The sequence below is a fragment of the Streptomyces violens genome (assembly GCF_000717745.1).
Taxonomy (GTDB): domain Bacteria; phylum Actinomycetota; class Actinomycetes; order Streptomycetales; family Streptomycetaceae; genus Streptomyces; species Streptomyces violens.
Window position 1 is genome coordinate 1 of record NZ_JOBH01000016.1, and the last position, 18,134, is coordinate 18,134.

Here is an 18,134-nt window from a genome sequence, read left to right on the forward strand (position 1 = left end):
GGATGTCGCCAGTACGGCGAGTGCCTCTTCGCGGGTCGGCGACTCGCGCCGCAGACCCTTCTCCACCAGAGCGTTCAGCAGGTCCATGGCGAAGATCCTTTGCCATGGCTCCTGTCCGCGGCCATAGGACAGGTGGGACAACGACAGTGCATCTGTTGTGCGTACCGCGCACAGCCGGGTCGCCCGCCCCCTTCGGTACGTTGCTCGGCACACGCGCCCACGACCGAGGGACGACCGATGCCCCAGGACCCGTTCGACTGGATCAACACGCACCAGGAGCAGCGTCGACGCGCCGGTCTCGTGCGGACCCTGCGTCCGCGCCCGTCCGATTCGCCACTGCTCGACCTGGCAAGCAACGACTACTTGGGCCTGGCCCGGCACCCGGAGGTCGTCGGCGCTGCGGCCGAGGCCGCCCGGCGCTGGGGTGCAGGGGCCACCGGCTCCCGCCTCGTCACGGGCAGCACCGAACTCCACAGCGAGCTCGAGGCGGAGCTCGCGGCCTTCTGCGGCTTCGAGGCAGCGCTCATCCTCTCCTCCGGCTACGCCGCCAACCTCGCCGCCGTCACCGCCCTGACCGGACAGGGCACCCTCATTGTTTCCGACGCAGCCAACCACGCCTCCCTCATCGACGGGTGCCGCCTCTCCCGCGCCGAGACCACGGTCGTCCCGCACGCCGACCCCGAGGCGGTGCGCAAGGCCCTCGATGGCCACGATGGCCGGGCGCTCGCCGTCTCGGACTCGGTCTTCTCGGTCGACGGCGACGCCGCCCCACTGCTGGAACTCGCCGCCGCCTGTCGCGCCCACGGTGCCGCCCTGCTCGTCGATGATGCCCACGGCCTCGGCGTCCTCGGTGCGGGCGGGCGCGGTGCCCTGCAGGCCGCCGGGCTCGCAGGGCACCGCGACGTGGTCGCCACCGCCACCCTGTCGAAGGCTTTGGGCAGCCAGGGCGGCGCCGTCCTGGGCCCTGCCCGGGTGATCGAGCACCTGGTGAACACGGCCCGCACCTTCATCTTCGACACCGGGCTCGCCCCGGCTGCGACGGGTGCGGCCCTCGCGGGACTGCGTCTGCTGCGCCGCGACCCGCAGCGCGCGGCCCGTGCCCGTACCGCCGCGGCGTCTCTCCACCGGCAGCTGACCGGAGCCGGGCTCGCGGCGGTTCGGCCGGACGCCGCCGTGGTCTCCGTACACGCTCCCTCCCCGGAAGCGGCGATGCGCTGGGCCGCCGACTGCCGGGACGCCGGGCTGGTGGTGGGCTGCTTCCGGCCCCCGTCTGTACCGGACGGCATCTCACGGCTGCGCCTGACGGCCCGGGCGGACCTCACGGACGAGCAGCTCTCGCAGGCGATCGAGGTGATCGTACGGACGGCTCCGGCAGGTGTGCCTGCCATTCAATGAGCAGCGGACTCCTGCCGGGCTCAATTCTGTAGGGATTACAGGGGTTCGAGCTGCTGCGGCCTGAGCGTGAACTGCATGTGATCATCCAGTCCGGCTGCCTGATCGAGATTGATCTCCTTCAGCTTCACGGTGTCGCGGCCGGGACGGAGCTGGCCGATCTTCCACATGCTCGCGTGGGCGACCGTCGCGACCACGGTTGATCCTCCTGACACATGTCCGTCCGGACCGAGGACCGTCAGTGTGTCGCCATAGGCCAGAATGCCGCCGAGCGGGTAGCAGCCGTCCAGGATGTTCGACGGATGGCCTCCCGTGACATCGCCACGATCGCGCGCCCAGCGGAACTGATGCGGATGGAAGCGGGTGGCCGCGCGGTCGGAGCTGACATCAACACGCCATTCCGTACTCAAGAGTTCCTTGTAATCGCTTTCGGTGAGGAAGTCCGGATCCGCATGCGGGCCACGCAGAATCTCGATCTCCCAGTTGCTCGTGTACCGCGGGCGAAGATCGAGCGGAAGGCGGTATCCCCTCTTGCGCTGTGCTCCCTTGGCATGCGCGTTGATGACATCAGCGCGTGCCAGGGCACGCCCGTCCAGTCCGCCGATACCTGCCACCAGGAAGGTGGACATGGAACCGAACACTTCGGGGACGGCGATACCACCGGAGACCGCGAGGTACAGCCGAAACCCCGGCCCGCGCGCGACGCTGCAGCGGAGCGAGTCGCCGGCGGTGACGGGAACGGCCTCCCAGGTCGACACGGAACGGTCGTTGATTCTGACATCGACACCGCTGGCGCCGCATACCGAAATCAGTCCGTCATGGAGTGCAACCGCATGGAATCGGCCGAGCGGGATTTCGAGAGCGGCTGCTCCCGGAGGGTTTCCCACCAGGACGTTGGCCACCCGAAAAGCAAAATGGTCTGCCGGACCGGAGGGAAAGAACCCCAGCGACTGGAGGCCAAGCCGCCCCGGGAAGTCCTGCACCGTGGTCTGCAGGCCCGGATCCACGATCTCCAGCGCCGGAATGGATTTGGTGAATGAGTCTCCGGAGACGGTCATGGAATCTGCACCTTGCGTACGGCGGAAGCGGGTTCCGCGTGGCGACTGGTCACCTCGTCGGAGAGCCGAGAAACCTCGGCCAAGTGCTCGGAAACCGAGTACTCGCCGAGTTCGATCCGGTACTCGTAGGCCCCCTCGAACGCTTGACGCCGGAGCTCGATGAGCTCTCCCTCCTCGACTCTCTCGAACTGAATGCGGTCTCCGTAAAGAAACATGACCGGATCGAGGCTCCGGCTCCGTTCACTGCGGACGAGGTCGGCGATCGGCAGTGTCCGGCCGAGGAGTTGATAGCTTCCGGGCGTTTCGAGCGGGTGGATGACGATGCATGGGCCGCCGAGACCGACGGCACCTTCGGCCGTCCAGGCCCGTGCAGGGTTGTACTTCGGTGCCGTGATTCGGCATCTCGGGTCCAACGGCAGGAGCGATGGCAGGCCGGGGTAGAAGCCGGTAAAGGCGTTCCACCACTCGGTGTTCAGAATCGCCGAATACAGGTCGTCCCGGTCAGCGAAGCCGTTGTATCGGGACACATAGTCAATATTGTTGCCATTGATGACATTGGGGGCATCCGGGCGGATGGTTATCAGATAACGATGAACGGCTTCGCGTGAGGTCGAGTCGTCGAAGGCGATCGGAAGCACGATGCGACGACTGGGAACCGTGAGCGAGGCCGGCGGCGGGACCTGGTGATGGACTTCTTCCAATGCTGCGACGAGATCACACTGACTGATCTGCCGGGGGATGAAGCGAACGAGCAGCGACCGCAATCCGGGAGCCGTTTCGCGGACTCCGGGAATCGGGGAAGCCGCAATGCGTCTCGCCACCTCGTGAACGAAGAAGTTGGCGCACAGGTCGACTGTCGCCTCGGCCCCGTACTCGACGAGCACATAGCGGTCGCCGGCCGTCCGGTAGGTCACCGTCGGCCGGCCTTCAGGAAGTTCTGAGCGGGTGATGATCGCGGCCATCGGCTCTCCCTTTGACCTGCTTGACTGGATCACGACCGTACGATCATGATCAGAGACCGGAGGGCTGCGCAGCAGCGACCGGCTTCTCGATCCTGCTGCAGGACCAGTTCCGATCTTAGGTTCCAGCACGGTACATGGACATGGCCGAATCCGCTCGGACCTCCGTAGACTCTGGGAGTGCAGATGGGCCTCACTCTGCAAACGCTGGTCAACAAGCGCGAACTGGGCCTCTCCGTCCGAACCGGCGCAGAGCACCTGGACCGTGAGGTGCGGTGGGCGTTGGTGAGCGAGCATCCCGACCCTGCGGTGTTCCTCGAGGGCGGCGAGTTCGTCCTCACGACCGGGTCCCGACTGCCGTCCAGTGCGTCCGAACGCCGCCGATACGTCTCCCGGCTGGGCGGAGCAGGGGCTGTCGCCCTCGGGTTCGGCGTGAGCAGCCAGACCCCCGAGGTCCCCAGCGAACTCGTGGAAGCTGCCGAGCTGGCGTCGCTCCCCCTCCTTTCCGTGCCGGAAGAAACGGCGTTCGCGGACATCAGCCGCTACGTCAGCAACTGCATCGCCGACGAGCAGCAGCGGGCCTTGACATTCGCCGTGGCTGCGCAGCGCGATCTGGCCAGGGCCGCGCTCTCGCCGAATGTCGCGCGCGAGGTCGTCAACCGTTTGGCCAAGGCCCTGCGTTGCTGGGTCCTGTTGCTGGATCACGAAGGTGAGCTTCGCGCCGGAACCGCCGCCGGACGCATCCATCTGTCACGTGTGCGTATCGACCTCGCGCGGCTGCGCGACGGTGGCACGGGGCGGAGCCTCTCGATGACCGTGGGGGGAGATTCGGTCGTACTGATGTCACTCGCGGTCGGCGGACGCGTGCGAGGATTCCTCGCAGTCGGCCGCTCGTTGGCTTTCACGTCCTCGGACCAAGCGATCATCGTCACCGCCGTGTCACTGTTGTGCGCCGATCTGCAGGGCATGGGAGGAACGCTCGACACTGCCCGCCGGCATCGACTGGCCGTCATCAAGATCGCGATCGCGGGAGAGCTGGCCCTGGCGGAATCGACCAGTGCGGTACTCGAGACGGGCTGGCCCGAGGGCGATCTCCGGGTCGCCCTGCTGGGCGTCTCGGCCCGCCACGAGGTCGAATTGCTGGAGTGCGCGGAGAACGACCAGGCTCTGCTGAGTCTGGGCGCACTGGTGGCGGTATGGGACAGAGGGCGGGTAGTCGTGCTCATGCCGCACGCCGAGGGCGACATCCGGACGTTGGAGTCGTTGCTGCGGCAGGTGCCCTACGCCCGCGGAGCCGTCAGCGAGCCGACCCCGGGGCGTGAGCTCCCGGATGCCTGGCGCAGGGTCCACTCCGTGTTCAACGCCGCGCCTGACGCGAGCCGGAAGCTGGTGGTGGCCGGCGACGTCGCAACAATGGGCCTCATGCGTCACCTGATGTCTCCCGAGGCGCGCGGCTGGGCGGAAACACTGCTGCAGCCCTTGACGGACAACAGCGGCAAGTCCAAGATCGACCTGCGACACACACTGTGGACGTTCCTGGCCCACAACGGCCAGGTCGACGCGTCGGCGTCAGCGCTGGGCATCCATCGCCACACTCTTCGCTATCGGATGTCGAAGGTCGCCGAGACGCTGGGTTGCGACATCGACGACCCCGCCACGCGCGCTGAGCTGTGGTTCGCGTTGCAACTCGACGATCAGCCCTGAGCCGGCGCCGGAGAATGTCGTCAACACAGGTAGGCGGCCAGGTTCTCCACCGCTTCGGCAATGGCCTGGTCAAAGGTCTCGGCCAGCGCCTCTGGCTCGATGTCGGTGCTGTAGACGACCAGTGACCTGTCGGCGCCGGCGTCGATGACGTCGATCGTGCCGAGGTGGGAATCGATGGAAAGGTCACCGCCGACGACCCGGTAGCGGAACCGCCGCAGTTGCGGGTCCGAGAGAACGACATCCTCCTGGAGCTGCGCCCCTCCCTCCAGCGTGACCGTCCGGTGCTTGTCGTCGCCGGTTGACGCCGTGATTGCCGGGAACCAGTCGCTGATGTTCGGTGCGTCGCTCACGACCTTCCACACGGCATCGGGGGCGCATTCGATCAGGGCATGCGAGCGCAGTGTGGCCATGACTTCTCCTCGAGAGTGAAGGAGCACCAGCCCCTCATCGTGTTGAGTGCACGGTCTCGCGACGAGGGGCTGGTGCGAAGGCAGGGGCGCGGCAGTGTCAGCCGTCGGCGAAGAGCTTGCCGCCGCGGGACCAGCTCTCCTTTTCCACGTCGGTGAAGACGAGCCCGACGGCGTCGGGCTCGCAGCGGCCGATCCGGCAGATCTCACGTGTCAGGGCGGCAGCGAGCTCACGCTTCTGCTCGATGGTGCGACCGGGGAACCAGTCGATACGCACGTGCGGCATGGCAGGTCTCCTTGGCTAGGCGAAGAGGTCGGCGACGCGCTGGGACCGCTGCCGGTAATCGCGGCGGGCGGCCATGGCCTCGTCGAGGCTGATCTCGACGAATCTGGTCCGGGTGTTGGGCGCGGACTGGGCGACCACATCGAGGTCACCGCTGATCACGGTGGCGACCATCATGTAGCCGCCGCCGGAGACCGCATCCCGGTGGAGGATGATGGGTTCGACTCCCCCGGGGATCTGGATCGAGCCGATCGGGTAGGGGGCATCGACGATGTTGGAGGGGTCCTGCCCTGCTCCGAAGGGCGGAGTGCGCTCGATGAGCTCCAGCTCCGAGCCCTTGTACCGGAATCCCACACGGTCGGCGACCGGGGTGAGGGTCCAGATGGAGCCGAGGAAGTTCTTTCGGCCCTCCGGGGCGAGGACGTGGTCGTAAAGGCCCATCACCACGCGGATTTCGACTTCCTTGCTCAGCGCCGGCCGCAGTTCCTCGGGCACGACACGGCCCGCGAAGTCACCGGAGTGCTTGCCGATCGGCAGGACGTCGCCGGCTGCGAGCGGCCGGCCGAGCCCGCCGAGCTTGTAGGTGGAGCGGCTGCCCAGCATCACGGGAGTGTCGATGCCGCCCGCGACGGCGATGTAGGCGCGGGCGCCGGCCTTGGCGAAGCCGAAGTCGAGTACGTCACCGGCGGCGACGGGGAACGACTCCCACAGGGGACGTTCCTCGCCGTTGAGCCGCGGTGGGATGTCGGCGCCGGTCACGGCGATGGTGGCGGGCTCGGTGAAGCCGATCTCCGGGCCCATGTAGACGCACTCGAGCGCGGCGGCGTGGGGGGCGTTGCCGACCAAGTGGTTCGCCGCGGCCAGAGAGTACTGGTCGAGGGCGCCCGAAGGAGGGATACCGACGTCGTAGTAGCCGTTGCGGCCCGCGTCCTGCACGGTGGTGGAAAGACCCGGCTTGTGCACCTCAATCGGCACGAAGCACCTCCAGCATGCGGGCGTTGAAGCCTTCGGGATCGTTGAGGAAGGGGTCCAGCCGGAAGTCGAAGGGCCGGGACCGGATGCGATAGGTGCCCGCTTCCACCTGCTTGATGTTCGCGTCGTACTGGTCGCGGTCGATGGGGGTGAACTTGACGATGTCGCCGGGCCGGAAGAAGACCAGGAAGTCCTCGAAGTCGGGCATCGACTGGTCGGGGTCGTAGATGGGGGCGGGGGTGACCCCGAACATCTGGTATCCGCCGGCACCGCGTACGGAGTAGATGCAGCCGAAGCAGCCACCGTGCCCGACGGTCTGCTTGGGCGTGTCCGTGCGCGGCCGCAGGTACTTGGGAACGATCAGTTGTTGTTCCTGCGGGACCATCTGGAACATGAACGGAAGCCCCGCCACGAAGCCCACCATGGAGGTGAACCACGGGGAGTTCGAGTGTGCCGCGATGAACTCCTCCGTACTGGAGAACCCATTGATGCGGGCGGCGTACTCGATGTCGGTGGCGTCCGGGTCCTGGTGGCGGTCGCGGAAGCGCAAGAGTGTCTCGGTGGTCCATGGGTCCTGGTAGAGGACCGGAATCTCGACGATGCGTGTGGAGAGACTGAAGTCGGCGGCGTCGCCGACCTGCTTCTCGATCTCCTGCAGCTGATTGAGGAGCACCTGGGGGGCGATGTCGTCCGGGTCGTAGCGCACCTGGTAGGACGCGTTGGCGGGACAGATCTCGAGGATGCCGTCGGGGCGCTGCTCGCGCAGTGACGTGGTGATCGCCATGGCACGGAAGTTGGCCTGCAGGCTCATCGATTCGGCGAGCTCGACGAAGATGTGCTCGTCACCGCCCCAGCTGTACCGGGCCGAGGTCGGGTTGGCCGTCATCGCGTCGCTCCAGCCTCGCCCGGCTTCGTACGCTGCTGGAGCCAGTCCTCGAGCGTTCCGGTGTCGAACTCCCCGCTCGCGAACCAGGGCTCGTCGATGATCTCGGTCAGCAGCCCCGTCGTGGTGGGCACGCCTTCGACGACAAACTCACCGAGTGCTCGCCGTGCACGCCGCAGCGCCGAGGGACGGTCGTCGCCCCAGACGATGACCTTGGCGACGAGCGAGTCGTAGAAGGGCGAGACGGCGCTGCCGGGCGCCAGCCAGGTGTCGGTGCGTACCCAGGGCCCGCCGGGGAGTTCGACGTGCTGGATGCTGCCCGGGCCCGGCAGGAATCCGCGGTCGGGGTCCTCGGCGCAGATCCGGAACTCGATGGCGTGGCCGCGCTTGGTCACGTCGGTCTGGTGGAAGCTCAGCGGTTCGCCGGCGGCGATGCGGAGCTGCTCGGCGACGAGGTCGATTCCGGTGATCAGTTCCGTGACGGGGTGCTCGACCTGGATCCGGGTGTTCATCTCGATGAAGAAGAACTCGCCGGTGTGGTCGTCCACGAGGAACTCGCACGTGCCGGCGCTGCGGTAACCGACCTGCTGGCACAGCCGCACTGCCGCGCTGGTCATGGCCGCTCGGATGTCCGCGTCGATGCCGGGGGCCGGGGCTTCCTCGATGACCTTCTGGCGGCGACGCTGCAGCGAGCATTCCCGCTCGAAGACGTGAATGGCGTGGGAGCCGTCGCCGAGGACCTGGACCTCCACATGCCGTGCGCTGCGGATGAACCGCTCCAGGTACATGCGGCCGTCACCGAAGGCGCTGGCCGCTTCGCCCGAGGCGGTGGGAAAGGCGGCCCGGAGCTCGGCTTCGTCGGAGACGACCCGGATGCCACGGCCGCCGCCGCCCGCGGCTGCCTTGAGCATCACGGGATAGCCGATCTCGGCCGCGGCGGCCACCGCGGCCGAGACATCGGAGACGCCGTCGGCCGTGCCGGGGACGGTGGGCACGCCGGCGGCCATCGCGACCTGCCGAGCGCGGACCTTGTCGCCCATCTGGTCGATGACCTGGGCATCGGGTCCCACGAACGTCAGCCCGGCCGCGGCGACGGCGGCGGCGAAATCGGCACGCTCGGAGAGGAAGCCGTACCCCGGGTGCACCGCGTCGGCGCCTGCCTCCCGGGCCGCGGCGACGATGCCCTCGGCCCGCAGGTAACTCTTGGCCGCCGGCGCCGGGCCGACGGAGATGACCGTGTCGGCGAGGCGGGCGTGGGCCGCGTCGCGGTCCGCGTCGCTGGCGACGGCGACGGTCTCGATCCCCAGGTCGCGGGCAGCACGTATGATCCGCACCGCGATCTCGCCCCGGTTGGCGATGAGCAGGCGCTTCATCCCTCGACCTCCAGGATCACCACTGGCTGGCCCGGATCGACGACGGACTCACCTTCCACCGCGAAGTCGACGACGGTTCCCGCCACGCCGGCGAGCACAGGATGAAAGGACTTCATGACCTCTACCAGCCCGACCGTGTCGTCGGCCGTGACGGTCTGCCCCGGCTTGACGTATTCGGGGCTGCCGGGGTCCGGCCTGCGGTAGAAGACGCCCGGAATGGGAGCCAGTACCTCGTGACGTGGCATCGGAAAACCTCGTTTCGCTCGTGGGTGGGTTCGGCTCAGGTCAGGTGAGGCTGCAGCGCCGCGTGGACGGTCTTGGCAAGGTCGACCGCACCCGGGGTGTCGGAGTGGACGCAGATGCAGTCGGCCCGCATCGGAAGATCCTTACCGTCGATCGACGTCGCGACGCCCTCGGTGACCACGCGTACCGATCGCTCGGCAGCGACGGCCGGATCGTAGGCGGCGTGCTCGCGGGTGATGATGAGCGAGCCGTCGGAGCGGTAGTCCAGGTCGGTGTAGTACTCGGCGATGAAACCGGCGTCGCGCGTTCCCCACACCTGCTCGTGCATGGTGTTCGCCATGCCCATCAGCGGCACCCCGAAGACATCGGCCGCATCGGCGATGGCCTGGGCGACCTCCTCGTTGCGAGAGGCCAGCCCGTACAGCGCACCGTGGGGCTTGATGTGATTGAGCGGCATGTCCTGCGCCTTGAGGAAGGCGGCGAGCGCTCCGACCTGGTAGATGACGGCAGCGGTGAGCTCGTGCCGCTCCAGCTTCATCTCGCGTCGGCCGAAACCGTCGCGGTCCGGGAAGGAGGGGTGGGCACCGACCTTGACGCCGTACTGCTTCGCCAGCGCGACCGTCTTCTGCATGACGACCGGGTCGGACGCGTGGTAGCCGCATGCCACGTTGGCGACGGTGATGTAGGGCATGATGCCCTCGTCGTCGCCGCAGCGGTAGATGCTGTAGGCCTCGCCCATATCGCAATTGATGGCAACCATGGAAGTTTTTTCTCCTTGTCTTGGTCAGGAATGGGCGACTTTGGGGGTGTCGCCATCGGGGTCGACGTAGACGTCATCGCCGTCGACCTTGACCGGGTAGCGGGCCAGGCGCGCGTGGCCCGGGTTGATGCCCGCGCAGGTCGTCAGGTCGAAGGACCACAGGTGGCTCTTGCAGATGAGGGTTTTCTTGTCCAGCTCTCCCTCGACGAGCTCCACCTGCTGATGCGGGCAGATCGCCTGGGTCGCAACGACTTCGCCGCCGTCCAGGTGGGCGATGAGCACCTCTTTGTCACCCACCTCGAAGGACTCCATGTCGCCCTCCCAGACGTCGTCCAGGCTGCAGACGCGCACAAATCCCATCGATCAGGCTCCTTTCTCAGCAGAACCGGTCGGATTTCTCAGCAGAACCGGTCGAAGTAGAGCCGGTCTGCGTCCAGGCCCCCTTCCAGCACGAGCGAGCGCGCGAGCGCGTCGGTCATGGCCGGCGGTCCTGCTGCGTAGTAGGTGTAATCCGTGAGGTCATCGCCCATGGCGTCGATGACCGCCTCGTGCACGAAGCCGCGGTAGGCGGCGCTCTCGGGCCGACACGCCTCCTCGCCGGCCTCGGGTGCCCCCGAGACGGCCGTGTGGAAGTGCAGCGCTCCCAGCCGGGGGGCCGCCAGCTCCAGCGCGGACGGCAGGAAGAGGTCTTCGGCGGAGCGGCCCCCGAGGAACAGATGCACTTCCCGGCCGGCCGCGTCGGGCAGCGCGGCCGCCCCGAGGACGATGCTGACCATCGCCCCGACACCCGAGCCGCCACCGACGCAGACGATCTTCGGATCGTCCCGTCGCAGGTAGGCATGGCCGTAAGGCCCGTCCAGGCTGACGGTCGCCCCCACTTCCAGCTTGTCGAACAGGATGGAGGTGGCCTGGCCGTCCGGTGTGCGCTTGACGACGAAGCGCCATTCGCCGTAGCAGTTGCCGACGTTGCTCATGGAGTAGGCACGCTCCACGCGCCCGTCGGGGAGCAGGACCATGGCGTACTGGCCGGGGCTGAAGGCGGCCGGTTGTCCTGTGGCGAAGACGAACTCGGCCATGTCGTGGGTGAGCGGGTTGATCTCCCGCAGGGTTGCCTGCTGCCGCACGGGCCGGTGGGGCGCGGGCTCGGCGGTCGCGCCGATGCGCACGGTGCAGGCGGAGAGCGGTTCGCTCTGGCAGGCGAGGCGGCGTTGCTTGCGGCGGTCTCGAGCAGTGAGGCCCGGCGCGTCCGGACGGCGGTCATGCATCTCGCCGTCGAGGAGCTCGTAGCGGCAGCTTCCGCAGGAGCCGCTGTTGCACTCGTAGCTCAGTCCGACTCCCGCGCGGAGGGCGGCGCGCAGCAGCGTGTCGCCCTCCGCACAGGCGAAGCGAACGTCGGTCCCGTCCAGGGAGACCTCGTGTTCGATCCGATGGGTCATCGGGAGGTCATCCTCCAAGTCCCAGCTGGCGCTGGAAGGACTTCACCGCGTCGATGGCGTTGTCGGCCGCCTCCGCGTTCTCGGGGATCTCCTCGCTGTAGGCCTGGATCGCCGCGGTGGCCAGCGGCTGCCACTTCTCGACCCACTTGCGCAGCTGCGGCAGGTTGGCGTCCACCTCCGCCATCTGGGCGACGAGCGCCGTGGTCCACCGGCGGGAACGCTCGCTGTCGCGGAGGGCGGCTTCGCCCAGAAGCGCGTGCAGTACGTCGTCCTCGCGGCGGGCGCTGACACCGAGCTGGCGGAAGAGCGTCTCATCGATGGCCGGCTTGGCGACAACGTTGAGCGCAACGAATGCCTCGGCCCAGTCGAAGGTGGTGAGTTGACGCTCCATCAGCTCGCGGAAGCCCTGCCAGGCCGGCAGCTCCTCCCACAGCTCCCGCTCGCGCTCGCCGAAGCCGATACCGGGGTGGGCCAGGCCGAGCTCGGCCGTGCGGTAGGCCACGTTGGACAGCCAGCGCAGGGAGTCCGCAGCCTGGAAAGCAGCGCAGTTGGCGATGGTGCTGGCGGGCGCCATGTGCACCAGGTAGGCACTGGCCATCTGCACGGTGTGCAGCAGGTAGCGGCTGGGCGTGTAGAGCTGGGCCAGGGTGGCGGTCCACTCCGCCGACAGCCCCTTGTCGTGCGCTTCGGCGTTGTGCTGGTCCAGCAGGCCCTCGACGTAGGTCTCCTGCCCGTCCTGCAGAATGTTGTACGTGCGGTAGACCAGTTCGTCGGGGTCCCGGAAGGCGTCCCAGTCCGGGTGCGTGACCGGGCTTCCGTTGCGGTACTTGCGGTAGTGGTCCGCCATGACACCGGTGTGCCCGACGTCCCACGGCTGCTCGGCGTCCCGGGTGTGCCACAGCAGCTTGGTCGAGACGATCTCGTACTCGCTCGGCTTGCGTCGCCGTGCTGCCAGGTGGCCCCAGGTCTTCAGCGGCTTCAGCGGGGTGGTCATGAGAGGGCCTCCTCGTGGCCGGCGCCCGGCGTCTGCTCGAAAGTGTGGTAGAAGCGGAAGACGTCGGTGCCGGTTTCGATGCGGCCCACGAAGGACGGCATGTTCAGCTCCAGCTCGGACATCTTGAACGGGCGGCCGAGCTGCTCGGCGATCGTGCTGCGGCGCAGTACGCATTCACCGCCCTCGACCTCGACGCGGACATAGGAACCGCGGTCACGGATGTCGACCCGGCGTCCTTCGTTGTCGATCACGACCGCGTCGGCGACCGCGCGGGCGACCTCACCGGACTGCAGGACGGGTCCGACAGGATCGATGATGTGGTCAGCCATCGGTCCTCCTCACTCGAAGTAGATTTCGACGCACTCGGTGGGCGTCAGGCCGACCTTCTCGACGGTGTCGGTGCGCTCGTAGGGAGCGGCTGCACCCTGCTTACGGACCCGCATCGTGCGACCGGGCTGCTCGGGGACATGGATGCCCACGGCGTTGACGGCGGCCGCCGCGGCCACCTCGTCCATGGTGTGGTCGGTGTCGACCTGGACCAGCTTGAGAACGAAGTCGCCGTCGACGTGTGCGGCCAGGGGAATCAGTGCCATGTTGGGAACTCCTTGTCCGCAGCTCAGCCGGTCGTGGCGAGCTGCTTGCGGTAGCTGTCGAGCCAGGCGAAGCCGTGGGCGTCATCGCCACCGGGACCGACACGGCCCAGGCCCATGTACTCCAGGGCGCCGCCGAGGTCGGCCGGCTGGATGTCGCCGCCGAGGAAGCGGTCCACGAGGTTCTTGTGGTGGCGGTAGCGCTCGGGGTCGTCCTCGAAGATCCACTTGTCCACCTCGGAGGCGAAGTGGTAGCGGCGGCCCTCGTGCACCAGGGAGATGTCACGCAGCGTCTGGGAAGGGGTGCCGACGATCGGCAGCTGGGAGACGTTGCAGATGACCGGCAGTGTGCCCGGAACCGTCTTCTCCGTCCGGCCGTGGACGAAGTTGTCGATCATGACGTCCCATACCTTGCCGAAGGTGTCGTTCCAGCCGGGGTACTTCTCCTCCAGCCAGTCCCGCTCCTCCGGGCTCACACCGGCGGCCGGGTCCCACCACAGCGTCGGCCGCCAGGAGTAGGTCCCCAGTTGCTGTCCGTGGTGGTGCTCGGAGATGTCACGGATGAAGATGTCCCAGTACCAGGGCTTGGACAGGCCGAGGTCCTCGAGGGACCGCATGAACTGAGTGACGATCCACTCCTCCATGAACTCCTTGAACGACGCCTCCCGGACCTCGAGCGGCACGTAGTAGTCCATGGGGATGCCCGACAGGATCGTGAACAGCCGGTAGGAGCGCCAGAAGGCAATGTCGATCTTCTTCTGCGCCTCCTCCTTCTGACCGTTCTCGATGAGCATCTGCAGCAGCGGCGTACCGAGCTGGGCGTGGCGGGCCTCGTCGGACTGGATGCTCTGGATGAGCTTGGAGAAGGTGAAGTCGCCGGCGTTGGCCGCGTCACCGGAGAGCCCGATGAACTGGAGGTTCGTGAAGCCGGTCTCGAAGGAGAAGTTCGCGAAGATCGACGTGGAGAGCGCGTCGCGGGTCATCATCACGTCGTCGAAGAAGTGACGCGCCCCGAGCGCGACCCAGTTGTCGCTCCACATCGCGGCGTGGGACCACTCGAACTGCCGGTCCTTGTTGACGTACTCGTGCGGGAAGAACAGCTGGATCTGGCCGTGGCGGATCTCATCCAGCATGCCGAAGGTGGCCATGTTCCGCATGCCCGGCGCCTTGGACCAGCGGATGAAGCGCGACTCCTGGAAGGAGGCACCGTACTCCACCAGCGCCACCGCGGCGTAGTGCTCCTTCAGGATGGAGATCCAGCCCGGGTCGGCCTTGTTGTAGAGGTCGGAGCGCTCCAGCGCCGCCTTGACGGAGTAAGCACCCGCGTCCTTCTGCCGCTGAATGTCGACGTACTCGCGGTAGCTGATCTTGTACGGCTCGTCGTAGGACGCCCAGATGTCATCCGGCAGGCCCTCGCCGCCGCTGAGTTCCGGGGGGAAGAGCTCGTCCTGCGTCACGTAGCGCGGTGTCCACTCGGTACTGCGCGCGATGTCGTACCACTGCGAGCGTTCCAGCAGAGCCATGCTTGCTCCTTGGGAAGTTGCTGAGGGGTTCGGAAAGACGGTGCGGCCGGACGACGGGGTCAGCTGCCGTGCTCGGAGCCCAGGAGGCCTTCCCCGCCGGGGTAACAGAAGGCCATGGAGGGGGCGTAGAAGCCGAAGGTCACGGTGAGAGGGTCGGCGGGCCGGAGCTGGTAGGTGGGGTGGTTCTTGTCGAGGAACTCGAAGGAGAGGACTTCGAAGTTCTCGGCGAGGTCGGCGACGTAGGGGTAGCGGCCGCTGATGAACTCCCCGTCGCGGCGGGTGATGTAGCGAAGCTGTCCCGTGGCGCGTTGTGGTGTACCGATGCCGACCCGGGCGGTGGTGCGGATGACGGGGCGTCCGCCGATCACCGTGGTGGCGACCAGGGTGTCCCCCTGCAGGTCCAGGGTGGTGGTGCCGGGTTCCCCGGTGGGGACGCCGTGGGCCGCGGCGTAGGACGTCATCACGTCCGAGCTGTTGTGGTAGTGGGTCCACCACCGGCCCGGTACGCCGTCCTCGGTGTCCAGGCCGGCGAGGTTGGCCCCAAGGTAGGTCAGCGAGTAGGCGCCGAACGGTTCGGCCGAGCCGCTGGAGGACGTCTGGTCCGCGCCCTCGACGACGTACTGGTTGATGTAGCAGGACCGGTCCTCGGCAGGCGTGAGCCCGTCGGGGACCAGCTTGCCGACGGCGTCCGGGTCCGCGGGAACCCACACCATGTACAGGGTCCGAGAATTGGTGATCAGCTGCGGGGCATGCAGTGATGTACCCATGGCGCGCCTCCTGGCTCCCCGTTGAAACCACTGGATGAAGAGTCCATGGCAGGCCCTGAGAGGCCCGCTGAACTCCTGCCGAAGATGCTGTGCCACGCGTCACGCCAGTGATAGTGCGCGCTCTGTACAACGAACGGGGAAGCTGGTGCCACTCGGGAGTATGAGGTGCCGTTATGGCTGGCCAGACGCCTGCGCGCGGGACCGGTCGATATCGCACTGCTCACCCCGGCACCCCAGCGGCCGGGCAAAGGGAACGGCGCTGCACGCTCGGTGCAGCGCCGTTGAGTTGATCCGTGAGGCGTGCTGAACGCCTCGAACGGTCAGATGCGGTGAGACGCGGTCAGACGCGGTCGGCGGCAATCAGGACGTACTGGAAGGAGCCGTCCTTGTAGGAGTTGATGAACGCCTCTTCGATGCCCGTGACCAGCGATGACGTGGCCCGCAGCTCCCAGTAGGGCAGGGTCGCGGCAGTCAGGTCGACGACGGCCTGCGGTACGAGGCGGTTGTCGGCCATGGCGCGGAGGTATTCCCGGCGGGAGTGGATGTTGCACTCGAAGTGCGCGTTGATCTGGGAGACCCACTTCGAGGGCTGGCCGTGACGCGGGTTCCAGCAGCCGGTGATGGTCACGTACCGACCGCCGACCCCGAGGATGCGGGAGTGCTCGGCGAAGAGGTCGTGGAGGTCGACGTACATGGTCGACTCGTTGTTCCACGAGGCTGCGGCCTGCCCCGTCCTGAACGGTGTGTCGAGCATGTTGCACACACGGGCGTGGACGTGGTCCTCGATGCCGAGTTCGCGGGCGCGCTGGTTGGCGAAGTCGGCCTGCTTGGCCGACAGGGTGACGCCCTCGACCTTGCACCCGAATCGCTGGTGGGCCATGACCATCGAACCGCCGCGGCCGCAGCCGGCGTCCACGAGCGTGTCCTCACGCCCGATGGAGCCGAGGTGGTCCAGGAGGTATTCGGCCTGCGCCGACTCCAGACGGTGGAGCTCGGCGATCAGCCTCTTCTCGTAGTCGCTGTCATTGGCGTCCCCGAGGGCGGCGTGGTCGACGTCACCGATGCCGTAGTGGTGGTGGTAGAGCCCGTCGACGTCGCCGAGACGCAGGTTGACGGGCCTGGCCTCCTGGTCCCAGTAACGGGCGATCTCACCCTGGTAGGGCGACGCCGGGGCGGGGACGAAGGCGGAGGTGCCGTTGATGGTGCTGAACTCGGTGCTGGTCACAGATAAGTCCATTCCTCTTACCAGAAGTCGGGCAGGCTGTAGCGGTAGGTGTTGGTCTGGTGCCAGTAGTGGTTGCCGTCGACCCATACGGCAACGCCGCGCAGGAAGCGCAACACGGTCGGGACGGGGCAGTCGGTGGCCAAGGCGGCGGCCTCTGCCTCGAAGCGGTGCATGAGGTCGTTGTGCACCTCGACCGCCTTCAAGTAGGCGTCCTTTTCGGAGAGGCCCTCGCGTTCGGCGATCACCACGGGCAGATTCAGATGCGTGCCGGGGCTCTTGAGTTCCTTGGTGTACGAGTACAGGTCGTTGACGATGGTGGTGGCGTTACCGGCGAGCGCGATGACCCGCTGCATGGCGGGCTGCGCGTGCAGGTCCGCCGGCAGTTCGTAGCCGCCGACGGTGTCGGTGATGGTCGGGCAGGGGCGGAAGTTGTTGAACTGACGCATCGCCAGGTACTCCCACACCTCGGGAATGTGGTCCGTCTGGGCCCAGGCGGCCTCCGCGAGGTACCCCAGGTGCAGACGGCCCATGTCGTGCCGGTACCGGTCGGCCTGGGAGGCAGTGGCCGTCTCCAGGAAGTACGCCATGGCCGAGCGGTAGGCGCGCCGAGGGGCGTCCGACTGGAGCGACTCCAGCCACGCCGGCTCGTACTCCTCGGTCGTGTGCAGCGGATCGAGAGCCGTGTGCGCCAGCAGGAGGCGGCTGCCGAGACCGATGGGCGAGCCGCCGTGGTCCTCGCAGTAGCAGTCGTCGACCGCGTTCTCGGCGACCATCAGCCGCGTGGCGATCATCAGGTGGTCGATGGTGGGCGCGTCCGGGTGGCAGGCGACCATGTAGCGGCCGACGGAGAAGCCGTCGAACTGGTCCTCCCACTCCGGGGGGTACACCTGGGCCTCGTCCACCGCCCATGCCTTGATCCGGCGGCTGACCTCCTCGACCCGCGCCGGGTCGGGCTCCGGGATCGGGTGGTAGTAGAGGCCCGGGATCGGGTTGCCCTCCGCCGCTGTCTCGGGCTCCGCCGTCTCGGGCTCCGACGGGGCCGGAGGCTTCTCGTACCGGGCGAAGTGCAGGCCCTCCGTGCCCAGACCACTGGGGCCACGCAGGATCCGTTCGAGGGCGCCGCCCGCGCCGGGGTCGGGTACGGATGTGTCCACGGGAACGGACATGTCCACGGGAACGGTCCCCGTAGCGGGGACAGGGGCGGGGGGCGGTCCGGGCAGGCTCGACTGCAGGGGAGGAATCCTGTGATCGGGCATCCGTGGCTCCTTGATGAGGTGGGTGTGCTGACGCCGGATCCCGGGCGTGCTGCCCGGCTCGGGAGGGTTCGGGCCGTGGTGGCCGCCGGACGGGGCCGCTGGTCGCGTCCAAGCCGCTCCGCAGCTGCAGGAGGCCCCCTCTCGTCGGCCGCAATCAGCAGTCCAACTGCCTTCACCTCCAACGGCAGAACCGTTACGGCGTGGCGGCGAGGTCGCGCGCAGCCGCGGTGCGCAGGCTGGTCTGCCGAGGTGGCTCCAGCAGCGCATACGGGCCGGTCTCAACGGCCATCGGGCTGGCTCTCCTTCGTA

20 protein-coding genes are annotated in these 18,134 nt (G+C 67.6%); 2 read left to right on the top strand and 18 right to left on the bottom strand.

Annotated features, from left to right (window positions below; translation table 11 throughout):
- The first annotated feature begins 237 nt into the window (after positions 1 to 237).
- Positions 238 to 1,395, top strand: coding sequence for an 8-amino-7-oxononanoate synthase (locus IF04_RS0127460; RefSeq protein ID WP_030263546.1), 1,158 nt, complete (start codon positions 238 to 240; stop codon positions 1,393 to 1,395).
- Between the two features lie 35 nt (positions 1,396 to 1,430).
- Here the strand turns inward: IF04_RS0127460 and IF04_RS0127465 are convergent, their stop codons facing one another.
- Positions 1,431 to 2,450 carry a 5-oxoprolinase subunit C family protein gene (locus IF04_RS0127465; RefSeq protein ID WP_063829535.1) on the bottom strand — a complete coding sequence of 340 codons (1,020 nt, stop codon included), beginning with the start codon at positions 2,448 to 2,450 and terminating at the stop codon, positions 1,431 to 1,433.
- Positions 2,447 to 3,412 (bottom strand): 5-oxoprolinase subunit B family protein, encoded by a 966-nt coding sequence (locus tag IF04_RS0127470; protein WP_030263550.1) that lies wholly within the window; start codon positions 3,410 to 3,412, stop codon positions 2,447 to 2,449. The genes IF04_RS0127465 and IF04_RS0127470 overlap by 4 nt, the downstream gene beginning before the upstream one ends.
- Before the next feature lie 183 nt (positions 3,413 to 3,595).
- Here IF04_RS0127470 and IF04_RS0127475 point away from each other — a divergent pair, with 183 nt between their 5' ends.
- Positions 3,596 to 5,113: a PucR family transcriptional regulator gene (locus tag IF04_RS0127475; RefSeq protein WP_030263552.1), complete on the top strand. Its 1,518-nt coding sequence runs from the start codon at positions 3,596 to 3,598 to the stop codon at positions 5,111 to 5,113.
- A gap of 20 nt (positions 5,114 to 5,133) precedes the next feature.
- On the opposite strand, the gene IF04_RS0127480 is transcribed toward IF04_RS0127475, so the two are convergent.
- The 16 genes from IF04_RS0127480 to IF04_RS0127555 all read right to left on the bottom strand — a co-directional run bounded on the left by IF04_RS0127480 (position 5,134) and on the right by IF04_RS0127555 (position 17,825).
- Complete coding sequence (locus IF04_RS0127480; RefSeq protein ID WP_030263555.1) at positions 5,134 to 5,523, bottom strand: SRPBCC family protein; 390 nt, start codon at positions 5,521 to 5,523, stop codon at positions 5,134 to 5,136.
- A gap of 97 nt (positions 5,524 to 5,620) precedes the next feature.
- The gene (locus IF04_RS0127485; protein WP_030263560.1) at positions 5,621 to 5,806 is read right to left on the bottom strand and encodes a tautomerase family protein; all 186 of its coding nucleotides are present in this window, start codon (positions 5,804 to 5,806) and stop codon (positions 5,621 to 5,623) included.
- A 15-nt stretch (positions 5,807 to 5,821) separates the two neighbouring features.
- Complete coding sequence (locus IF04_RS0127490) at positions 5,822 to 6,778, bottom strand: 5-oxoprolinase subunit C family protein (RefSeq protein WP_030263563.1); 957 nt, start codon at positions 6,776 to 6,778, stop codon at positions 5,822 to 5,824.
- Positions 6,768 to 7,661 carry a 5-oxoprolinase subunit B family protein gene (locus IF04_RS0127495; RefSeq protein ID WP_030263566.1) on the bottom strand — a complete coding sequence of 298 codons (894 nt, stop codon included), beginning with the start codon at positions 7,659 to 7,661 and terminating at the stop codon, positions 6,768 to 6,770. Before IF04_RS0127495 ends, IF04_RS0127490 begins: the two co-directional genes overlap by 11 nt.
- The gene (locus IF04_RS0127500) at positions 7,658 to 9,031 is read right to left on the bottom strand and encodes an acetyl-CoA carboxylase biotin carboxylase subunit (protein ID WP_030263569.1); all 1,374 of its coding nucleotides are present in this window, start codon (positions 9,029 to 9,031) and stop codon (positions 7,658 to 7,660) included. Before IF04_RS0127500 ends, IF04_RS0127495 begins: the two co-directional genes overlap by 4 nt.
- Entirely contained in the window at positions 9,028 to 9,276 is a 249-nt protein-coding gene (locus IF04_RS0127505; RefSeq protein ID WP_030263572.1) for an acetyl-CoA carboxylase, read from the bottom strand. Before IF04_RS0127505 ends, IF04_RS0127500 begins: the two co-directional genes overlap by 4 nt.
- A gap of 35 nt (positions 9,277 to 9,311) precedes the next feature.
- Positions 9,312 to 10,034, bottom strand: coding sequence for a LamB/YcsF family protein (locus IF04_RS0127510; RefSeq protein WP_030263574.1), 723 nt, complete (start codon positions 10,032 to 10,034; stop codon positions 9,312 to 9,314).
- A gap of 24 nt (positions 10,035 to 10,058) precedes the next feature.
- Positions 10,059 to 10,394 (bottom strand): monooxygenase system ferredoxin subunit, encoded by a 336-nt coding sequence (locus IF04_RS0127515; protein WP_030263576.1) that lies wholly within the window; start codon positions 10,392 to 10,394, stop codon positions 10,059 to 10,061.
- Between the two features lie 38 nt (positions 10,395 to 10,432).
- The gene (locus IF04_RS0127520; protein WP_030263577.1) at positions 10,433 to 11,470 is read right to left on the bottom strand and encodes a 2Fe-2S iron-sulfur cluster-binding protein; all 1,038 of its coding nucleotides are present in this window, start codon (positions 11,468 to 11,470) and stop codon (positions 10,433 to 10,435) included.
- 7 nt (positions 11,471 to 11,477) lie between these two features.
- Positions 11,478 to 12,464 (bottom strand): ferritin family protein, encoded by a 987-nt coding sequence (locus tag IF04_RS0127525; protein ID WP_030263579.1) that lies wholly within the window; start codon positions 12,462 to 12,464, stop codon positions 11,478 to 11,480.
- On the bottom strand, positions 12,461 to 12,793 hold the full coding sequence (locus IF04_RS0127530; protein ID WP_030263581.1) for an MmoB/DmpM family protein: 333 nt from the start codon (positions 12,791 to 12,793) through the stop codon (positions 12,461 to 12,463). Before IF04_RS0127530 ends, IF04_RS0127525 begins: the two co-directional genes overlap by 4 nt.
- 9 nt (positions 12,794 to 12,802) lie before the next feature.
- Positions 12,803 to 13,057 (bottom strand): toluene-4-monooxygenase system B family protein, encoded by a 255-nt coding sequence (locus tag IF04_RS0127535; RefSeq protein ID WP_030263584.1) that lies wholly within the window; start codon positions 13,055 to 13,057, stop codon positions 12,803 to 12,805.
- Between the two features lie 23 nt (positions 13,058 to 13,080).
- Entirely contained in the window at positions 13,081 to 14,577 is a 1,497-nt protein-coding gene (locus IF04_RS0127540) for a YHS domain-containing protein (protein ID WP_030263586.1), read from the bottom strand.
- A 59-nt stretch (positions 14,578 to 14,636) separates the two neighbouring features.
- Positions 14,637 to 15,344, bottom strand: a complete 708-nt coding sequence (locus IF04_RS0127545) for a hypothetical protein (RefSeq protein WP_030263587.1) — start codon at positions 15,342 to 15,344, stop codon at positions 14,637 to 14,639.
- Between the two features lie 340 nt (positions 15,345 to 15,684).
- Entirely contained in the window at positions 15,685 to 16,581 is an 897-nt protein-coding gene (locus IF04_RS0127550) for a geranyl diphosphate 2-C-methyltransferase (RefSeq protein ID WP_051831619.1), read from the bottom strand.
- A 5-nt stretch (positions 16,582 to 16,586) separates the two neighbouring features.
- Positions 16,587 to 17,825, bottom strand: a complete 1,239-nt coding sequence (locus tag IF04_RS0127555; RefSeq protein ID WP_106975682.1) for a family 2 encapsulin nanocompartment cargo protein terpene cyclase — start codon at positions 17,823 to 17,825, stop codon at positions 16,587 to 16,589.
- Positions 17,826 to 18,134: the final 309 nt, after the last annotated feature.